Annotated in this window: 16 protein-coding genes; 8 read left to right on the top strand and 8 right to left on the bottom strand. The window is 71.5% G+C overall.

Annotated features, from left to right (window positions below; genetic code table 11):
- Window positions 1-24: 24 nt before the first annotated feature.
- Both BLS99_RS02435 and BLS99_RS02430 read right to left on the bottom strand, forming a co-directional pair.
- The gene (locus BLS99_RS02435; RefSeq protein WP_091042926.1) at window positions 25-909 is read right to left on the bottom strand and encodes a poly(ethylene terephthalate) hydrolase family protein; all 885 of its coding nucleotides are present in this window, start codon (window positions 907-909) and stop codon (window positions 25-27) included.
- A 120-nt stretch (window positions 910-1029) separates the two neighbouring features.
- Window positions 1030-2061 carry a hypothetical protein gene (locus BLS99_RS02430; RefSeq protein WP_091042922.1) on the bottom strand — a complete coding sequence of 344 codons (1032 nt, stop codon included), beginning with the start codon at window positions 2059-2061 and terminating at the stop codon, window positions 1030-1032.
- Between the two features lie 349 nt (window positions 2062-2410).
- Between BLS99_RS02430 and BLS99_RS02425 the strand changes: the two genes are divergently transcribed.
- Entirely contained in the window at window positions 2411-2911 is a 501-nt protein-coding gene (locus BLS99_RS02425) for a gluconokinase (RefSeq protein WP_091042918.1), read from the top strand.
- Between the two features lie 84 nt (window positions 2912-2995).
- Here BLS99_RS02425 and BLS99_RS02420 read toward each other — a convergent pair whose 3' ends face one another.
- Together BLS99_RS02420 and BLS99_RS02415 are read right to left on the bottom strand one after the other, a co-directional pair.
- Window positions 2996-4186: a M20 metallopeptidase family protein gene (locus BLS99_RS02420; protein ID WP_091042914.1), complete on the bottom strand. Its 1191-nt coding sequence runs from the start codon at window positions 4184-4186 to the stop codon at window positions 2996-2998.
- 132 nt (window positions 4187-4318) lie between these two features.
- Window positions 4319-6097: a bifunctional metallophosphatase/5'-nucleotidase gene (locus BLS99_RS02415; protein WP_091042911.1), complete on the bottom strand. Its 1779-nt coding sequence runs from the start codon at window positions 6095-6097 to the stop codon at window positions 4319-4321.
- A 206-nt stretch (window positions 6098-6303) separates the two neighbouring features.
- Between BLS99_RS02415 and BLS99_RS02410 the strand changes: the two genes are divergently transcribed.
- From BLS99_RS02410 to BLS99_RS02390, 5 genes are all read left to right on the top strand, one after another.
- A complete protein-coding gene (locus BLS99_RS02410) occupies window positions 6304-7302 on the top strand; it encodes a 2-dehydropantoate 2-reductase (protein WP_091042906.1) in 999 nt (332 codons plus the stop codon).
- 92 nt (window positions 7303-7394) lie between these two features.
- Window positions 7395-7748 carry a YbaB/EbfC family nucleoid-associated protein gene (locus BLS99_RS02405; RefSeq protein ID WP_143034660.1) on the top strand — a complete coding sequence of 118 codons (354 nt, stop codon included), beginning with the start codon at window positions 7395-7397 and terminating at the stop codon, window positions 7746-7748.
- Window positions 7749-8069 carry a type VII secretion target gene (locus tag BLS99_RS02400; RefSeq protein WP_091042898.1) on the top strand — a complete coding sequence of 107 codons (321 nt, stop codon included), beginning with the start codon at window positions 7749-7751 and terminating at the stop codon, window positions 8067-8069.
- Complete coding sequence (locus tag BLS99_RS02395; protein ID WP_091042894.1) at window positions 8066-9085, top strand: WXG100-like domain-containing protein; 1020 nt, start codon at window positions 8066-8068, stop codon at window positions 9083-9085. Before BLS99_RS02400 ends, BLS99_RS02395 begins: the two co-directional genes overlap by 4 nt.
- Window positions 9086-9206: 121 nt before the next feature.
- Window positions 9207-10136: an aldo/keto reductase gene (locus BLS99_RS02390; RefSeq protein ID WP_091042890.1), complete on the top strand. Its 930-nt coding sequence runs from the start codon at window positions 9207-9209 to the stop codon at window positions 10134-10136.
- A 101-nt stretch (window positions 10137-10237) separates the two neighbouring features.
- Here BLS99_RS02390 and BLS99_RS02385 read toward each other — a convergent pair whose 3' ends face one another.
- Genes BLS99_RS02385 through BLS99_RS02375 form a run of 3 tightly spaced genes read right to left on the bottom strand, consistent with a single transcriptional unit; the run spans window position 10238 to window position 13634 of the window.
- The gene (locus BLS99_RS02385) at window positions 10238-11305 is read right to left on the bottom strand and encodes a HAMP domain-containing sensor histidine kinase (protein ID WP_091042887.1); all 1068 of its coding nucleotides are present in this window, start codon (window positions 11303-11305) and stop codon (window positions 10238-10240) included.
- Window positions 11302-11970 (bottom strand): response regulator, encoded by a 669-nt coding sequence (locus BLS99_RS02380; protein WP_176953171.1) that lies wholly within the window; start codon window positions 11968-11970, stop codon window positions 11302-11304. Before BLS99_RS02380 ends, BLS99_RS02385 begins: the two co-directional genes overlap by 4 nt.
- 11 nt (window positions 11971-11981) lie before the next feature.
- Window positions 11982-13634 carry a serine hydrolase domain-containing protein gene (locus tag BLS99_RS02375; protein WP_176953170.1) on the bottom strand — a complete coding sequence of 551 codons (1653 nt, stop codon included), beginning with the start codon at window positions 13632-13634 and terminating at the stop codon, window positions 11982-11984.
- Window positions 13635-13881: 247 nt separating this feature from the next.
- Here BLS99_RS02375 and BLS99_RS02370 point away from each other — a divergent pair, with 247 nt between their 5' ends.
- Entirely contained in the window at window positions 13882-16122 is a 2241-nt protein-coding gene (locus BLS99_RS02370; RefSeq protein WP_091042881.1) for a rhamnogalacturonan lyase family protein, read from the top strand.
- Between the two features lie 98 nt (window positions 16123-16220).
- Here BLS99_RS02370 and BLS99_RS02365 read toward each other — a convergent pair whose 3' ends face one another.
- A complete protein-coding gene (locus BLS99_RS02365) occupies window positions 16221-17516 on the bottom strand; it encodes a BNR-4 repeat-containing protein (protein ID WP_091042878.1) in 1296 nt (431 codons plus the stop codon).
- 169 nt (window positions 17517-17685) lie between these two features.
- Here BLS99_RS02365 and BLS99_RS02360 point away from each other — a divergent pair, with 169 nt between their 5' ends.
- A complete protein-coding gene (locus BLS99_RS02360; RefSeq protein WP_091042873.1) occupies window positions 17686-18429 on the top strand; it encodes a GAP family protein in 744 nt (247 codons plus the stop codon).
- Window positions 18430-18524: the final 95 nt, after the last annotated feature.

The following is an 18524-nucleotide window of genomic DNA, read 5'->3' as shown; positions in this document are numbered from 1 at the left end:
TTCCGGCGAACTCGGTCGGTCTCGCTAGCCGAGGGGGCAGGTGCCCCGCGACTCCTCGATCGCCAGGCCCGTGGGGACCGGGCAGAGGAACTGGGTGAACCTCGTGTCCTCGTCGACCCAGCGCTTGAGCCAGGAGATCGAGTACTTGGCGATGGTGGTGTTCGAGCTGTTGGGCGCGAAGTGGCTGGCGCCGTTCAGTTCGATGTACATCTTCTCGGCCGAGCTGGGGATCGTGTTGTAGAACGGCTCGCTGTGCGAGCCGACCGGTGCGACCGTGTCGGCCTCGGCGCCGAAGATCAGGGTCGGGGTGCGGACCGTGGACCAGGTCTTGGTGGTGTGCCACGGGGTCATCGGGATGCTCGCCTTGATGTCCGGGTTCTCGCGCACCGCCTCCAGCGAGCCGCCGCCGCCCATCGAGTGGCCCATCACGGCGAGGCGGTCCTCGTCGATCCGGGTGCGCACCGAGCTGTCCTCGACCAGGTAGTCGAGGGCGGCCTGGAGCTGGTCGGCGCGGCTGCCGGGCTGGTCGTAGATCGAGTTCGTGTCGATGGTGAAGACCACGAAGCCCTGCGAGGCGAGTCGCGGCCCGAGCCACGAGATCGTGGACTGGGTGCCGGTGAAGCCCGGCACGATGACGACGGCGCCGAACGTGCCGTCGCCGGTGGTGGTCGGGTAGTAGATCGTGCCGCCGCCGAAGCCGGAGACGAGCGACGACACGCTCGTGCTCGACGTCGAGTACGAGCCGCGCGACGCCTCGATGCTCGAATTGGTGGGATCGGGGCCGCGCTCGTACGGGTTGTCCTGCGCCACGGCCGCACTGGGGGCGACGGCGACGGCGATGCCCACGGCCGCCGACAGCACCGCGGTCATTGCGGCGGCCAGCGGCCCCCGCTTCCTGGTCGACTGCATGAAACGTCCTCCTCGACGATGCACATCAGACGATGCACGTCAGGCGATGCGCACCGGATGGTGCGCATCAAGTGATGGACGTAAATATCTCCTGCTCTGAACCGCCGCGCATCGGTGAAATCACCGGTCTCTGCGCCGTAATGCCCGCGCGGCCTCGACCGCGCGCTCCGCCTCGACCGTGGCCGCGGCGTAGTGCAGGCGCCGCATCGAGCGGATCGCCGAGCGGATCTCCTGGAGGTAGCCGCTCGCGCTGTGCGCCTTGCGGAAGTGCGGCTCGGGGAGCGCGGCGGGGTCGACGCCGACGGTGTCGATCGTGCACCCGTACGGCAGCCCCATGTGCGCGATGGCGTCGCAGTGCTGGAACGCGGTGTAGGGCGCGGAGGTCACCACCAGGACGCTGTCGCCGGGCACGAGGTCGGCCACCTCGTCGGCCCAGAACCGGCAGGTGTCGACGGTGTCGGCCCGGCGCCGGTCGGGGACCGAGGACGGCGCGGCGACGGCGCGCACCGTCAGCGGTCCGGCCTCGTAGGTCGCGATCTTCCACGAGCGGCCCGGTTCGCGGTGGGGGTCGCCGCCCGCGTCGACGCGGGGTTCGCCCTCGATGGCGAAGGCGCGCTTCAGACTCGCCTCGATGGCGTCGATCTCGAAGGCGCCGCACTGGAGGCCGCTCAGGGACGCCGACTCGAGGTCGGCCGCGCCGAGGGGGCGGAAGCCGCCGACGCCGGTGACGTGCTCGACGCCCGTGCCGGCGGCGATGAGCTCGGCGGCGAAGCGGGTGCGGAACAGGCAGGAGGCGACGAGTCCGCCGAGGACCAGGACGTGCGTGTACTGCTCCAGCCGCGGCTTGAGTTCGGCGCCGAGGCCGAGTGCGAGGGCCGCCTCCGTCACGGCGGCCTCCTGCTCGGGGTCGAGCGGCTGCGGCGCGGTCTCGTGGCGCTCGCGCCCGGCCCGGAAGTCCCAGTGGACCGCGGAGAACGCCTCGAGGTAGGCGAGGTCGGTGGCGGTGCCGGTCCTGGGGAGGGAGCCGCCGTAGCGCCGCAGCAGTGCGGCCATGGGTTCGGATTCGACCCAGGCGGCGACGTCGTCGAGGAGCGAGCGGGGACCGGAGTCCCAGTCGTAGTGCGGCAATCGCACGGGTGCGAACTCGGGCATGGCTAGTCCGATCTGCGGTGGAGTCGCGGCCTTGTGAGCCGTGGTGGTGTTGGGGCTCATGCTAATCGGTTACTGCGTGTACTTCTCTGTTCAGACCAGGCGAAACGCCGTGTCGCCGCCCAAACACGCCGCGGCCCGCATTGGTGTGGCCCCGCGCACGGCCCGGGGTTGCTGGCCGTGCGAGTGACCGCAGGTGTTCGGAGAGCGAACAGGTTGCGCCCCTTCCGGATGGAAGGCGCTGTCAGGGCTCCTAACAGTTGCCTCCGGCTTCCATTCGCCAAACATGTGAACGGGTGTTAGGTTGCTGCGGAGCGGCGCCGAACGTCGGCGCCCTGCGACGAGGAGTGACATGGCGGGGACCTGCGTGGTGGTCATGGGGGTCTCGGGCTCCGGGAAGAGCACGATCGCGGAGCGGCTCACCGCGAGGCTCGGTTGGACGTTCGCCGAGGGCGACGAATTCCACTCCGAGGCGAACGTCGCGAAGATGCGCTCAGGGATCCCGCTCACCGACGCCGACCGCGAGCCCTGGCTGCGGACCCTGCGGGACTGGATGAGCGCCGAGTCCGACGCGGGCCGCTCGACCGTGGTCACCTGCTCGGCCCTGCGCCACCACTACCGCGACGTCCTGCGCGGCTCGCGCGCCCGCGTGCGCTTCGTGCACCTCGACGGGGACCGCGACCTCATCGCCGAGCGCCTGGGTCACCGCAAGGGCCACTTCATGCCGCCGGCCCTGCTCGACTCCCAGCTCGCGGCCCTGGAGCCGCTGGTCGCGGGCGAGGACGGCCTCACCGTCGACATCGCCGCGACCCCCGACGAGATCGTCTCGCGGATCGTCGCCTTCCTGGACTAGCGCCGTCGAGCCGCGGCCCGGAACGGCGACCCGCGGCAGCGCGAAGGGGCGGGCCCGCGGGCCCGCCCCTCACGTACTTCCTCGTCAGCCGCGCGCCATGCGGCGGACGGCCAGCTCCGCGAGGAGCACCGCGCCGTCGGCGAGCACCGAGTCGTCGAACGCCGCGCGCGGGGAGTGGTTCGAGGCCCCTTCCGCCGGGTCCTCCTTCACCGTGGCGCCGTAGAACATGTAGCTGCCCGGCACGGCCTCCAGGACCCGCGAGAAGTCCTCCGAGCCCATGACCGGCTCGGGCATCTCGGTGTAGCGGTCATCGCCGAACAGGTCCTTCACCGTCTCGGCCACGAACGCGGCCTCGGCGTCGTGGTTGACCGTCGCCGGGTACTCGCGCTCGAACCGGACCTCGGCGGTCAGGCCGTGCGCGGTCGCGATGTCCTCGGCGAGCTTGACCGACTCCTTCTCGACCTGCGCCAGCGCCTCCTCCGAGAACGTGCGCACCGTGGCCTCGAACTTCGCGTTGTCGGGGATGATGTTGTGCCTGGTCCCGGCGTGGAACGTGCCGACGGTGATGACGATCGGCTCGAACACGCTGAAGCGGCGCGTGATGAGGTTCTGGAGCGCGGTGACGATCTCGGCGGCGACCGGGATCGGGTCGAGGGTGGTGTGGGGGCGCGAGCCGTGCCCGCCCTTGCCGACGACGTTCACGAACAGGCCCGAGGACGCGGCCATCATCGGTCCGCCGCGGGTGGTGAACACGCCGCGCGGCACCATGTCGGAGATGACGTGGAGGCCGTAGGCGGCGTCGACCTTGCGTCCGGCGGCTTCGAGGACGCCTTCGGCGATCATGTGGCCGGCGCCGTCCCAGCCCTCCTCGCCGGGCTGGAACATGAACACGACGTCGCCGGCGAGGTCGGCCTGGCGGGCCGAGAGCAGCTTGGCGGCGCCGACGAGCCCCGCGGTGTGGAGGTCGTGGCCGCAGGCGTGCATGGTGCCGACGTGCTTGGAGACCCAGTCGGCGTCGTTCTCCTCGGTGACGGGGAGGGCGTCCATGTCGCCGCGCAGCAGCACGGCCGGGCCGGGCTTGGCGCCGCGGAGGACAGCGGTGACGGCGGTCGAGGTCCGGCCGAGGGTGATCTCGAGCGGCAGTCCTTCGAGCGCCGCGAGGACGGCCGCCTGCGTCTTGGGCAGGTCGAGGCCGATCTCGGGGATCTGGTGGAGTTCGCGGCGCAGCGCGATGAGGTCGCCTTCGATGGCGGCGGCCGCTTCCCGGAAGTCCATGTGCGCTCCTGGCATATTGGGTCCTCTTCACTAGCCGGGCGGTCAGTTCGCCTGGTGGGAGCAATGATGCCACGTGTCGGCGGGAACGTGAAGGGCGCCGCGGCCACCGGCCGCGGCGCCCTGTACTGCCTGCTAGAACACCGGTTCCCCGTCGCGGGTGAGGACCCAGTCGACGGAGGCGAACTCGGCCGGGTCGAGGGCGCCCTTGGCGGTGACCCACTCGATGATGCGGGTGCGGATCTCGATGGACTCGCTCCACACCTCCTCGGCGGCGGCCACGTGCGGGTAGTTCCCGCCGCCGTTGGCCCGGTAGTTGTTGACGGCGAGCACGAACCGCTGCGCGTCGTCGACGTCGGCGCCCGCGTACTCGAGGTTCGCGATGCGCGACCCGGCGGCCTTGGCGATGTCGATCTCGTACGTGAACCCGGAGACGTAGTCGTAGTTGTAGTCCGGCTGCCCGCCCGCGTTGGTGATCGCCTCGGGGTCGACGGCCCCGCCCGCGGGGGTCTGCACGTAGTAGGTCGCGGAGTACTCGAGGTAGTCGCGGACCTGCGCGCCGGTGAGGATCTTGGCGACCAGCGTGTTGTCGTAGATGTACAGGCTGGAGAGGTCCTTGATCCTGACGTCGCCGGAGGGGATGAGCGAGGTGCGCGAGAACGGCGACGCCTGCGAGACCACGGGCAGGTCGGCGTGCTCGGTCCCGGCGAGCGCGGCCTTGACCGTGTCCTCCTGGACCTTGGTGATGAGGTCGATGATCGGCTCGTCCTTGAGGCGGGCCTCGGCGGTGTCGAGGTCGATGGTCGCCTGGCCGACGACCTGGTTGACGTAGGCGACGACCTCGTCGTGCTCGGCCGTGAGGATCTCGGTGATCCGCTCGTGCTCGGCGGCGGTGTTGGAGTTGAGGACCGAGGCCGCGACGGACTCGACCTGCCACCGCCCGCGCTCCCAGACGAGGTCGAAGTCGAAGCGGGTGAGGCGCTGGCCGTAGCAGAGCGGTTCGGAGAGGACGACCTCGCCGCCGTCGGGGCCGGTCACGCGGGTCTCGGGGATCTCGACGTGGGCGTGGCCGACGAGGATCGCGTCGATGCCGGGGACGGTCTCGGCGACGATCTTGGAGGCGTTCTCGATGCCCAGGCCGGTGGAGGTGTCGTAGGCGGAGGTCCCGGAGGTGCCGGAGTGGGCGGAGACGATGACGACGTCGACGCACTCCTCCTCGCGCAGGTGCTTGACCCAGTGCGCGGCCTCGGTCTCGAGGCTGGGGAACTCCAGGACGCCGTCGACGATCGCCTTGTCCCAGATGGTGACGCCGGGCGTGCACAGGCCGAGGATCGCGACCTTGACGTCGCGGCCGCGGGGGGTGCGCATGCGCGCGATGTGGTACGGCGGGAAGGCGGGGCGGCCGGTCTCGGTGTCGATGACGTTGGCGCCCAGGAGGGGGAAGTCGAGCTGGGACTCGAACTTGCGGAGGGTGTCGAGGCCGTAGTTGAACTCGTGGTTGCCGAGCGCCGCGGCGTCGTAGTCGATGGCGTTCATGGCCTGGGCCATGGGGTGGACGGGGCCGCCGTCGGCGGCGATGGGGTCGACGCGCGCGTAGTAGTAGGCCAGGGGCGTGCCCTGGATGGTGTCGCCGGCGTCGATGAGCAGGGCGTTCTTCTTGCCGACCTCCTCGCGGACCTCCTCGACGAGGGTGGCGACGCGGGCGAGGCCGCGGGTGTTGCCGGCGGCGTCGCTGTAGGCGGCATCCTTGAAGTAGTCCCAGTTGAAGACGTTCCCGTGGAGGTCGGTGGTCCCCATGACGGTGAACGAGTAGCGCTTCGCGGACTGCTTCGCCTCGGCGGGGGAGGCGGCGGCGACGGCCGCCGCGGCCCCGGCGGCCGAGGCGCCGAGGAGGGTTCTGCGGTTGACGGGCATTCGGGGTTGCTCCTAACTCAGCACCGTGGATATGCGAGGGATGCCTGGAGTATTGCACTTCCGGATTTCATCTTCCGGCGGGTGTCATCCCATGACCCCATCTTGAACGGCCGATGTCGCGGCCGGGTCGATTCGGCGAACCCGCCCGCACCGGGCCTCTCCCGCCGCGGCTTCCCCGATCCGCTTCGCGGCGATAGCATCCGGGGATGATCTGCGTGTACGGGGCCGGGAGCGTCGGCTGCTACGTCGGCGGGCGGCTCGCCGCCGCCGGGGCCGACGTCGTGTTCGTCGGGCGCGAGCGCATCGCCGCCGAGGTCCGCGCCCACGGGCTCCGCCTCACCGACCTCGACGGGGCCGACGCCCGCGTGGAGGAGCCGCGCTACGAGACCGACCTGGCCGCCGCCGCGGACGCCGACCTCGTGCTCGTCACCGTCAAGTCCGCCGCCACCGCCGAGGCCGCCGCCCGGCTCGCCCCGCGCCTGCGGCCCGGCACCCCCGTCGTCAGCCTCCAGAACGGGCTGCGCAACACCGAGGTGCTGCGGCAGGGCCTGCCCGCGGCCGCGGCGATCCCGGGCATGGTCGCCTGCAACGTCGTCCACCGCGGCGAGGGCCGCTTCCACCGCGCCACCGCCGGCGGCCTCGAAGTCCAGGCCCACCCCGCCCTCGACGCCCACCTCGCCGCGTTCGACCGCGCGGGCCTGCCCCTGGCCCTCCACGACGACCTCCGCGGCGTCCAGGCCGGGAAGCTGGTCCTCAACCTCAACAACGCCGTCAACGCCCTCTCGGGCCTGCCGCTGCGCACCGAGCTGTCCCAGCGGGCCTACCGGCGCGTGCTCGCCCGCGCCCAGCGCGAAGCGCTCGCCGCGTTCAAGGCCGCAGGGATCATTCCCGCCAGGACCGCCGGCGCCGACCCGCGGCTCATCCCCGTGGTCCTGGGCCTGCCCGACGCGCTGTTCGCGCGCGTGGCCGCCCGCATGCTCGCGGTCGACCCGCACGCCCGCTCCTCCACCCGCGACGACCTCGAATCCGGCCGACCCACCGAAGTGGACCATCTGAACGGCGAGGTGGTCGCGCTCGCCGCCGAGCACGGGACCCGCGCCCCGGTGAACGAGCGGTTGACGGCGCTGGTGCACGAGGCCGAGGCCGGCGGGCGCCGCGACTGGTCGGGCCCCGAGCTCCTCGCGGCCATGGTGCGCCCTGACTGAGCGCGCCCGTTCAGGACCGCGCCACCTCCGGTTCACTCTCGTTGGCTAGCTTGACATCCGCACCAACGGCACAACCGAACAAGGAGGACGATTTGCGAACGCCAGAAGAGATCATGCAGGACCTGGAGTCCCGCGTCGCCGTCATCCAGGAGCGCGCCGGCCGCGCCGAAGAGCTCCTCGCCGAATCCGCCGTCACCGTCGCCGACGAGGACGAGATCGTCACCGTCACCGTCAACGCCGGCGGCACCCTCACCGGCCTGCGCTTCTCGCCCCAGGCGCGCGGCCTCTCCGGCACCGGCCTCGCCGACCTGGTCCTGGAGACCTACCGGTCCGCGCTCGAGGAGTCCGGGCGCCGCACCACGGAGATCATGTCCACCCTCCTGGGCGCCGACTCCGAGGCCATGAGCGTCATCACCGGCTTCGCCGCCCCCCGGACGGAGCCCTAGATGGTCAACGTCGACCCCCAGATGCTGCGCGACCACGCGTCGCGACTCGTCAACGGCCCCATGCCGATGGTCGTCCAGGCCGCCGACGCCGCCAAGACCGTCCGCCTCGGCGACGAGAACGCCTACGGCATCGTCTTCGCCCAGATGATCCCGCCCGCCCTCGACCTCTTCCTCGACGACGGCACCGAGACCCTCGACGCGATCGACGACCTCGGCACCGGCTTCACCACGGCGCTCCAGGCGACCGCCCAGCACTACCAGACCGTCGACGAAGAGGTCGCCGCCGTCTTCGACGCCCTCCTGAAGGAGCTCGACCGGTGACCAACCCCCTCATCGAAGGCGAGACCCCGACCGCCTTCCCCCAGAGCGCCAAGATCTTCTACGGCGTCTACAAGGCCGGGCAGGCGTACGGGAACGCCATCACCCAGGGCCAGGTCGACGTCGGCGACATCGCCTCGTCCACCTTCTCCCTCGGCCTCGACGCGCTCTCGTTCATCTCCAACCCCTTCAAGCACCTCGTGCAGGCCGGCGTCTCCTGGCTGTTCGAGCACATCTCGTTCCTGCGCGAACCCCTCGACTGGCTGGCGGGCAACCCCAACGCCATCGAGGGCCTGGCGATGACCTGGAACAACATCTCCATGGCCCTCCACGACGCCGCGACGGCCTGGACGACCGAACTCGGGAGCATCGCCGACTGGGACGGCCAGGACGCCGACGCGTACCGCCAGAGCGCCGCCGCGTTCGGCGGGGTCATCGCCGGGGCCGCCGACGGCGCCAAGTGGACCGCGAACCTCATCACCGGCGCGGGCGTGCTGGTGGCGATCTTCCGGACCATGTTCCTGGAGATCATCTCCAACTTCATCGCCGAGGCCATCCTGTGGATCCTCTCGGCGCTGGCGACCGCCGGGTTCACGTTCGGCGCCACCGCCGCTGCCGCCATCGCGCGCGTCGTCTCCAAGGCCGTCTCCGTCTTCGCGAACCTGGTCGGCAAGCTCGGCCAGCTCATGTCGAAGCTCGGCCGCTGGGTCGCCTCGCTCCGCAAGTTCGGCACCCAGTCGACCGGGCTGAAGAAGGCCCTCGACGGCGCCACCGACCAGGTCCTCAAGGGCACCTCGACCGGGCTCATGCGCGGCGGCGGCAAGGTCATGGACGGGGCGTCGAACCTGCGCGGCCTCTCCAACGGCCCGCTCGCGAAGTCGCTCGACCCGCTGAAGAACAGCTGGAAGAACCCCATCGACAAGATGAAGACCGTCAAGTACACCGCGAACTCGACCGCGGCCGGGGAGAACCAGATCAGCAACATGGAGAAGGAGCGCCAGGCGAACGGCGGGCCGTGATGCGCCCCCGCACCTGCGACACTCCGGCCGGGGCCCGCGGGCCCCGGCCCTCCGTCGCGCCCGGCCGGACGCGAATCCGAGTCATTTATCGTTCAACCAGCGGGTGTGGCAGGATGGCGGCATGAAGACGATCCCGATCCCCGACCACTCGCCCGACCCCACCAACGTGGTCCTCGGACTCATGCGGATCGGCTCCCTCGACGACGACGCCATCCGCGAGCTCTACCGCACCGCCCGCGAGGCCGGGATCAACGCGTTCGACCACGCCGACATCTACGGCGCCGAGCGCCACCAGTGCGAGGCCCGCTTCGGCGACGCCCTCAAACTCGACGACGACGAGCGCGAGCGGATCGTCATCCAGTCCAAGGTCGGCATCCGCCACCCCTACTTCGACTTCTCCAAGGCCCACATCCTGCGGTCCGTGGACGAGTCGCTCCAGGCCCTGCGCACCGACTACCTCGACGTGCTCCTGCTGCACCGCCCCGACACCCTCATGGAGCCCGAGGAGGTCGCCGAGGCGTTCGACGAGCTCGAAGCCGACGGCAAGGTCCGCACCTTCGGCGTCTCCAACCACACCCCGCTCCAGGTCGAACTCCTCAAGACCGCCGTGCGCCAGCCCCTGGCCTACAACCAGGTCCAGCTCTCCATCACGCACTCGCCGCTCATCGCCCAGGGCGTCGCCGCGAACATGGCCGGCCTCGACCAGTCCGTCGACCGCGACAACGGCCTCCTGGAGTACTCGCGGATCAACCGCATGACCCTCCAGGCGTGGTCGCCGTTCCAGAAGGGCTTCTTCGACGGCGTCTTCCTCGGCGACCGCGAGCACTACGGCGAGCTCAACGACCTCATCGACGAACTCGCCGCCAAGTACGAGGTCACCCCCACCGGCATCGCCGTCGCCTGGATCACCCGCCACCCCGCGAACATGCAGGTCGTCCTCGGCACCACCAACCCCGGCCGGGTCCGCGAGTCCGCCGCCGGCTCCGAGGTCCCGCTCACCCGCGAGGAGTGGTACCGCCTCTTCATCGCCGGCGGCCACACCGTCCCTTAGAGGGCACGTCCCTGAGAAGGCATCGTCCCCGAGAAGGCATCGTCCCCGAGAGGGCAGCGTCTCTTCAAGGGCAACGGCCCCATGGCGATCGGTGGATCCGCTCAAGGAGCGACCGTCCCTTGCGGAGTGTCCGGGGCGGCGCCCCTCGGCAGGGTCAACCGGAACCGGCACCCGGGCCCGCCCTCGACCAGCTCCACGTCACCCCCGTGCGCCTGCGCGATCTGGCGCGCGATCGGCAGCCCGAGCCCCGTGCCCGGCGCGCGGTCGCCGCGCCAGAACCGCTCGAACACGCGCTCGCGGTCGGCCTCGGCGATCCCCGGGCCCTCGTCGGACACGGTGAGCACCACCGCGGTCGCCTCCACGGCCACCTCGATCCCGACGACGGTCCCTTCGGGAGCGTGCTTCACCGCGTTTCCGACGAGGTTCCCGACCGCACGGTGCACGCTCGGACCGTCCACGGCCGCTTCGGCACTCGCCGCGCCCGAGACCGCCACGGGCGCCGGCGCGAACTCGGCCGCGACCTCCCGGGCGAGGGCCGCCAGGTCCACCGGCCGCCGGTCGATCACGCGGGCCCGGCCCCGCGCGTCCACCAGCAGCTCGCCGACGACGTCCCGCAGCCGGTGCGCGGCGCTCCGGCTGCGCTCCAGGCCCTCCCGGTACAGCTCCAGGCTCGGCTCGGGGTGCGCGAGCACCACGTCCGCACCGGTGATGAGCACCGCGAGGGGGGTGCGCAGCTCGTGGCTGGCCTCCTCGACCAGCTGCCGCTGCACCGCCGCCGACCGCTCCAGGCGGTCGAGCATCGAGTCGAACGCGGCCGCGAGCGCGACGGCCTCCGTCGTCCCCTGCGCGTCCCCCACGCGCAGACCGAGGTCGGTGCCCTCGATGCGCTCGGCGGCGGCGCGGACCCGCTCGAAGGGGCGCACCGCGCGGCCCGACCACCACCACGCGAGCGCGCACGTCACCGGCAGCAGCAGGACCACCGTGAGCACCGCCCAGCCCGAGGGCTCGATGCCGGTGCGCGAGACGGTGCGCTCGACGCCGTCGCCGCCGACGACGGCGTACGACTCCTGGGTGATCGCGGTGACCCCGAAGACCACCACCACCGGCAGGTAGATCGCGAGGGACCCGGTGAGCGCCAACCGGACCCGGAGCGACTTCAAGGCCCTCACCGCGCCTCCAGCCGGTAGCCCGCGCCCGTGACCGTGGCGATCGGGCCCGGTTCGCCGAGCTTGCGGCGCAGGCGGCTGAGGATCACGCGCACCGAGGCGGTGAACGGGTCGGCCTGCGCGTCCCACACGTGCTCCAGTAGGTCCTCAGTGGACAGGATCTCGCCCGGGTGGTGCATGAAGTACCGCAGCATCGAGAACTCCCTCGCGGTCAGTTCGAGTTCGGCGCCGCCGCGCCAGGCGCGGTGCGCGGCGGCGTCCAGGCGCAGGTCGCCGACGGTGAGGACCGCGTCCCGCACGTCGGCGCGGCGGGCCAGGGCCCGCAGGCGCGCGGCGAGCTCGGCGAAGCTGAAGGGCTTCACCAGGTAGTCGTCGGCGCCCGCGTCGAGCCCGGCGACCCGGTCGTCCACCGCGTCGCGCGCGGTGAGGACGATCAGGCGCCGGGGCCGGCGCAGCAGGGGGTCGGCCCCGAGCCGCCGCAGCAGCTCCAGGCCGTCCCCGTCGGGCAGCCCCAGATCGAGGCAGGCCACGTCGAAGTCGTTGGCGCACAGCAGCTCCTCGGCTTCGGCCACAGTGGACGCCAGGTCCACCGCGTACGCCTCGTTCCGCAGGCCCAGCGCGATCACCGGGCCCAGGTCGCGGTCGTCCTCCACCAGCAGGATGCGCACGCCGACTCCTCTCAGTCCCGGGTCGCCTCGACGGACCCGGCCGGTCCGGTGACGGTCATCAGGCCGTCCGCGAACGCGACCCGGACGCCGTCGCCGGCGCCGGTCAGCTCGCGGCGGTACTCGCCCTCACCGGTGGGCACCAGCGTAAACGCCGGGGGCTCGGCGCCGAGGGTGACGGCGCCGACGCCGCCGCGCTCGTCGAGGGCGTACCAGACCAGCAGCTCGCCGTCGGCGGTGAACAGGGTCGCGTAGGTGCGCAGCTCGCCCTGCTCCTCGGCGGTCCCGGCGAGCTCGACCCGCTCGATGTCGCCGAGGTCCCCTTCGAGGGCGTCGAGCTCTTCGCGCCCGGCGTCGGTCTCGCCGGCGAGCAGCGCCGCGACCAGGTCCTCGTGGGCGGCGACGTCCTCGGCGGTGTAGTCGGCGGAGGCGAACATCGCGGTCACCGCGTCGGCGCCCGCGGCCGCCACGTCCAGGCCGTCCTCGGTGGCGGCCACGGTGTAGGTCCCGCCGGTCTCCAGCGTGTACGTGCCCTCGGCCGCGGCCAGCTCCTCGGGGTCGGCCTCGGCGTGCCCCTCGGGGACCGGGACCTCCTCGCCGGCGGCGAGCGCGGGGGCGATGGCCTGGGCGAGGTCCCCGGCGATGACCTCCTCGGAGTTCGAGGTGACGGCGATGCTCATGCCGAGGTCGGGCAGCCACACCGCGGTGGCGTTGTGCCCGGTGTCGCCGCCGCCTCCGGAGGCGGTGACGAACGGGGTGCCGAACATGTCGGGGCCGACCGAGACCCACCCGGGGATCTCGGCGGTGCCGTCGCCGTTGTCGAAGGCCGTGCCGGTCAGGGTCTCGACGGCGGCGGGGGAGATGACCTCGCCTTCGAAGAGGGCCTTGGTCCAGTCGGCGAGGTTCCCGGCGGTCATGGCGAGGTCGCCGTTGCCCTCCATGGCCCAGTACGGGCCGGGGAAGCCGCCGTTCTCGGTGGACGGCTCGCCGTCGACCGTGCCGACCGCGCGCGGGCCGGGCGCGGCGGGCTCGCCGTCCCAGAACCCGCCGAACGGCTCGCCGCCGAGGGTGAGCACCTCGCCGGCCATGTGGTCGCGGTAGGAGCCGGTGACCTCGTCGACGATGAGCGCGAGGAGGGTGTACCCGCCGTTGGAGTACCCGAAGTCGCTGCCGGGTTCGAACGCGGAGGTGAAGCCGCTGATGGCGGTGATGGCCTCGTCGCGGTCGAGGGGTTCGTGGTCGCTGCCGTGCTCGCCTTCGAGGCCGGAGGTGTGTAGGAGCAGCTGCTCGACGGTGGCGTCGGCGGCCGGTCCGGTCAGGCCCGGCAGGAGGTCGCCCGCCTTGTCGTCGAGGGCGAGTGCGCCGTCGTCGGCGAGGCCGAGGATCGCGGCGGCGGTGAAGCCCTTGCTCACCGAGCCGATGGCGAAGACCGTGTCGTCGGTGTTGGGGGCGGTGCCGTCGGCGGTGCCGAACGCGGCGCGGCACTCGGTGCCGCCGCCGGTGACGGCGACCGCGCCGCTGAACCCGGCGTCGGCCCACTTGCCGAGGGCGCTGACCAGGTCGGGGTCGCAGGCGGGCGCCTCCGCGCCCGAATCCGGGCCCTCCTCGACCGAGGTGCACGCCGCGGCCAGGAATGCGGCCGCGATGATCGTTGGAATTCGTCTCATGCCCCGGACCGTAGGCGCGGCGGTGTAAACCTGGGTTGAACGAGTGCCCGCGCCCCGGACGAGAAATTTATGGGCTTCGATGGATTGCCTTTGAAAGCGGATTCCGACTATACTTCCCTGAGGCATTGAATCGATTCACTTCAATGCGTGAATGCAAGCGCACCGTGTCGACCCGGCATGCCCATGGTGCGCCGCTCCGCCGCGACCCGGCGGAATCCACCCTCACATCTCGACACGCGGAGCACTCATGCGTACATCCCGAAACCGGCGGCTGCGCAGCCTGTCGGTCCTGACGGCAGCCGCCCTCGCGGCCGTCGCCGTATCGGCGGTCTGGCAACCCGCCAACGCCGCCACCGTCCGCTACGAGTCGGAGAGCAGCCCGGCCGTCTGCGACGGGACGGTCGACTCCAACCACGCCGGCTACTCCGGCAGCGGGTTCTGCAACTCCACCAACGCGACCGGCGCCTACAACCAGTTCACCGTGAACGCCGCGACCGCCGGGACGGCGAGCCTCGCGATCCGGTACGCCCACGGCGCCACCGACACCCGCTCGGCCGACATCGTCGTCAACGGCTCCACTGTGGCCGCGGCGAGCGCGTTCCCCTCCACGGGCGCGTGGACCTCGTGGTCGACCAAGACCGTCTCGGTGCCGCTCAACGCGGGCAGCAACACGATCCGGCTCGCGGCCTCCTCCGGCGCGGGCCTGGCGAACATCGACTACGTCGAGGTCACCGACGGCGCCCCGCCGCAGCAGAACGGCCGCTACGAGGTCGAGGAGCTGACCCGCGGCGTCACCGTGGTCCCCTCGGGCTCGGGCCGCCTGGTCTCGTGGCGGCTGCTGGGCACCGACCCGTCGAACGTCGCGTTCAACGTCTACCGCAACGGGACCCTGCTCAACGCCTCGCCGATCACCGGCGCCACCAACTACCTCGACACCGGCTCCTCCGGCACGTACACCGTCGCCCCCGTCGTCAACGGCACCGTCGGCGCGCAGGTCGCGGCCGAGGCATCGTTCAACTCCAGCGGCTACCTCGACCTCCCGCTCCAGCGCCCGGCCGGGGGCACTACCCCCTCGGGCGAGGCGTTCACCTACGAGGCCAACGACCTGAGCGTGGGCGACCTCGACGGCGACGGCCAGTACGAGTACGTCGTCAAGTGGTACCCCTCGAACGCGAAGGACAACTCGCAGTCCGGGTACACCGGGAACACCATCATCGACGCGTACGAGCTCAACGGGACCCGGCTGTGGCGCATCGACCTCGGGCGGAACATCCGCTCGGGCGCGCACTACACGCAGTTCCAGGTGTACGACTACAACTCGGACGGGCGCGCGGAGATCGCGATGAAGACCGCCGACGCGACGGTCTCGGGCACCGGCCAGGTCATCGGCTCCTCCACCGCGGACTACCGCAACTCCAGCGGTTACGTCCTCTCAGGACCGGAGTACCTGACGATCTTCAACGGCCAGACCGGCGCCGCGATGGACACCGTCAACTACAACCCGGCCCGCGGCACCGTCGCCAACTGGGGCGACAACTACGGCAACCGGGTCGACCGGTTCCTCGCCGGAACGGCCTATCTGGACGGTGCCACGCCGTCGATGATCTTCGCGCGCGGCTACTACACGCGCTCGGTGATCTGGGCCGTGGACTGGAACGGCACCGACCTGACCACCCGCTGGACGTTCGACTCGAACTCCGCGGGCAGCCAGTACACCGGCCAGGGCGCGCACAGCCTCTCCATCGCCGACCTCAACGGGGACGGCGCCCAGGACGTCGTCTACGGCGCCATGGCGGTCGGGGCGAACGGCCAGGCGCTGTGGAACACCGGGTTCGGGCACGGCGACGCGCTCCACGTCTCGGACTTCGTGCCGAGCCGCGCGGGCCAGGAGGTCTTCATGGTCCACGAGTCGGCCAGCCAGCCGTCCTCGCACCTGAACGGCTCCAACGGGTCGATCCTGTTCCAGACCGCCGCCAGCGGCGACAACGGCCGCGGGGTCGCGGCGAACGTGCTCGCCTCCAACCCGGGGGCCGAGTACTGGTCCTCGAACGTGAGCGGCCTGCTCAGCGCCTCCGGCGCGAACCTCGGCTCCAAGCCCGCCTCGTCGAACTTCCTGGCCTGGTGGGACGGCGACGGCGAGCGCGAACTGCTCGACGGCACCGCGATCACCAACTACCCGTCGGGGACGCTCCTGTCGGCCTCGGGGGTCGCGTCGAACAACGGCACCAAGGCCACGCCGGGCCTGTCGGCCGACCTGTTCGGCGACTGGCGCGAGGAGGTCGTGTGGCGCACCAGCGACAACTCCGCGCTGCGGATCTACGCCACGCCGAGCACCACGAGCCTGCGCATCGCGACGCTGATGCACGACGTGCAGTACCGGGTCGCGATCGCCTGGCAGAACACGGCGTACAACCAGCCGCCGCACCCGAGCTTCTACATCGGATCGGACGTCACGGCCTACCCGTGGCCCGACGTCCACACCCCGTAGGGCCGTGAGGAACTGGTGAACCCGAGGCTCCGGCGCTCTTTCCGGAGCCTCGGGAGCTGCTGCGACGCGGGGCCCGGCTGACCGGCCGGGCCCCGCGGTCAGTCCTCCCGGGGGAGGTCGCGCAGGACGACCTCGCAGCGGTAATGCTGCGAGGCGGTCATCTCGCCGCGGAACCACAGCAGCGGGACGCGCGACGGGTCGCCCGGCGCGGCGATCGGACGCAGATTGTCCACATCAGAGTCCTCGGTGACCGGAGTCCACGTCCACGTCGCGCCGCCGTCGCCGGTGCGGGCGTGGAAGATCTCATGGTGTGCGAGGACCGATCCGTCGCGGGGGTCGACCGATGTCGAGACGTACACCGAGTCGAGGTCGTAGGGGTCGATCGAGGCGAGGCCCGTGTAGTCCTCCTCGTGCGGCATGAGTCCGGGCCCGGCCTTCGCGAGCTCGTGCACGGTCCACTCGCCGCCGGGCGCCATGCGGGCGTAGAAGAACCGCAGGTCCGGGTGGGCCTTGCGGCGCTCCAGGTGCTCCTCCTCGCCGGCGCGCGCGGTCAGGACCGCGGCGACGGAGGCGTCGGTTCCCTGGCGGACGTCGGTGGTCCAGCAGTGCGAGATGCGCACGCCGTCCCACCGCGACCCGGCCTCGAGGATCGTCGTGAGCTCCACTTGGGACTTCGCCTCGCCGCTGAGCGCGTCGGCGTCGACGACCGTGCCGTCGCTGCGGTGGAGCGCGCCTTTCTCGATGTAGCCGTGGTAGATCGAATTGTCGAAGTCGCGCGGGTGGTGGTCGGTGGTGATCAGGTCGATGCGATCGCCGTCGCCGTCGTAGCGGGTGTAGCCGTTGACGTAGCCGACCTTCGGGCGGGTGAAGAGCTTGCCCGCGTAGGACCAGGTGTCGCCGTCGTCGTCGGAGACGAGCGCGCACTGGTCGTCGTTCACCGCGCGCGCGAAGCAGTACAGGCGCCCGCCGACCGAGCGCAGGTTCGAGTAGGTGACGCCCGCGCCGCCGGTCAGTTCCGACCAGTCGAAGGTCCGCTCCGGGCCCCAGCGGGTCGGGTCGCCGTGCTCGCTGACGCGCCAGCGGGTGAGGTCGTCGGTCTTGTGCCTGGTGTACACGGCGAGCCAGCGGCCGTCGGCGCGGCGCCACAGCGCGGGCACGTCGTGGTCGTCGGCCTCCAGGCGCTCGTGCAGGACCACCGTCGTGCTGGTGCCGGCGCGGAGGTCGACCACGGAGACCTCGACGTTCCCGGCCCGGTCCTCGCCGCCGGGGCCCTCGGGCGCGGCGATCGAGCCGACGACCAGGGTCTGGGTCTCGGGGTCGACGAGCGCGCGCTCGTCCTGGAACCAGCACCAGGCCCCGTTGTCGTTGACGATCAGGGTGCGGGGGTCGTTCACGGAAAAGGTCCCTTCGTCGGCGTCGTCGCCCGTCAGGAAAGACCCTATCGGAAAGCGTTATCCAAATCCAGTCCCCACCTTCGTCCTGCCACCAAAGGCGCAGTCGCCCGCTCCGAAATCGATCGCGCGGCCGACGCCCCGGACCCTCCCGCGTCCATACGCTCGTGGTATGGACCTCGCCATGGCCGCCTCGCTGGCCGCCCTCGCCCTCATCGACTCGACCAGCTTCGGGACGCTGCTCATCCCGATCTGGCTCCTCCTCGCGCCCGGCCGGGTCCGCGCGGGCCGGATGCTCGTCTACCTCGGCACGATCGCCGTCTTCTACTTCGGCGTCGGCATGCTCATCGTCCTCGGCGCGACGACCTTCATCGACGACCTCGGCGCGGTCCTGGAGACGCGGCCCGCGATGTGGGTCCAGCTCGCGGTCGGCGTCGGGCTCATCATCCTCAGCTTCCGCTTCGACTCCAAGAAGTCCAAGGAAGGCGGCGGCCGCATGGGCCGCTGGCGCGAACGCGCCCTCGGCATCGAGTCCGACGCGCCCGGCACCACCGCGACCCGCACCAGCGCGCTGCCGCTCGTCGGCCTCGCTCTCGGCGCCGCGACGCTCGAGGTCGCGACGATGCTCCCGTACCTCGCGGCCATCGGCATCGTCACCACCTCCGGCATCGGCGGCGCGGCGACCACCGCGACGATGGCCGGCTACTGCGTCGTCATGGTCCTGCCCGCGCTGGCCCTCCTCGGCGCCCGGCTCGTGGCCCGCAGCGCCGTCGAACCGCTGCTCGTCCGCATGAACAACTGGATGACCAAGAACGCGGCCTCCACCACCGGCTGGATCGTCGGCATCGTCGGCTTCCTCGTGGCCCGGGACGCCGCCTGGCGCCTCGGCCTCCTCGAACAACTCCTCAACCGCTGACCGGCGCTTCCTGCCGGTGTCCCGCCGGTCGATCGCCTCGACGGGGCCGGCGTGACGGGTGAGACTGGTGGGGGCGGGGATTGCGCTGCGCTGAC

The organism is Glycomyces sambucus (assembly GCF_900102815.1).
Lineage (GTDB): Bacteria > Actinomycetota > Actinomycetes > Mycobacteriales > Micromonosporaceae > Glycomyces > Glycomyces sambucus.
The sequence above is the reverse complement of the archived record's forward strand: the minus strand, read 5'-3'. Positions and strand labels throughout refer to the sequence as shown.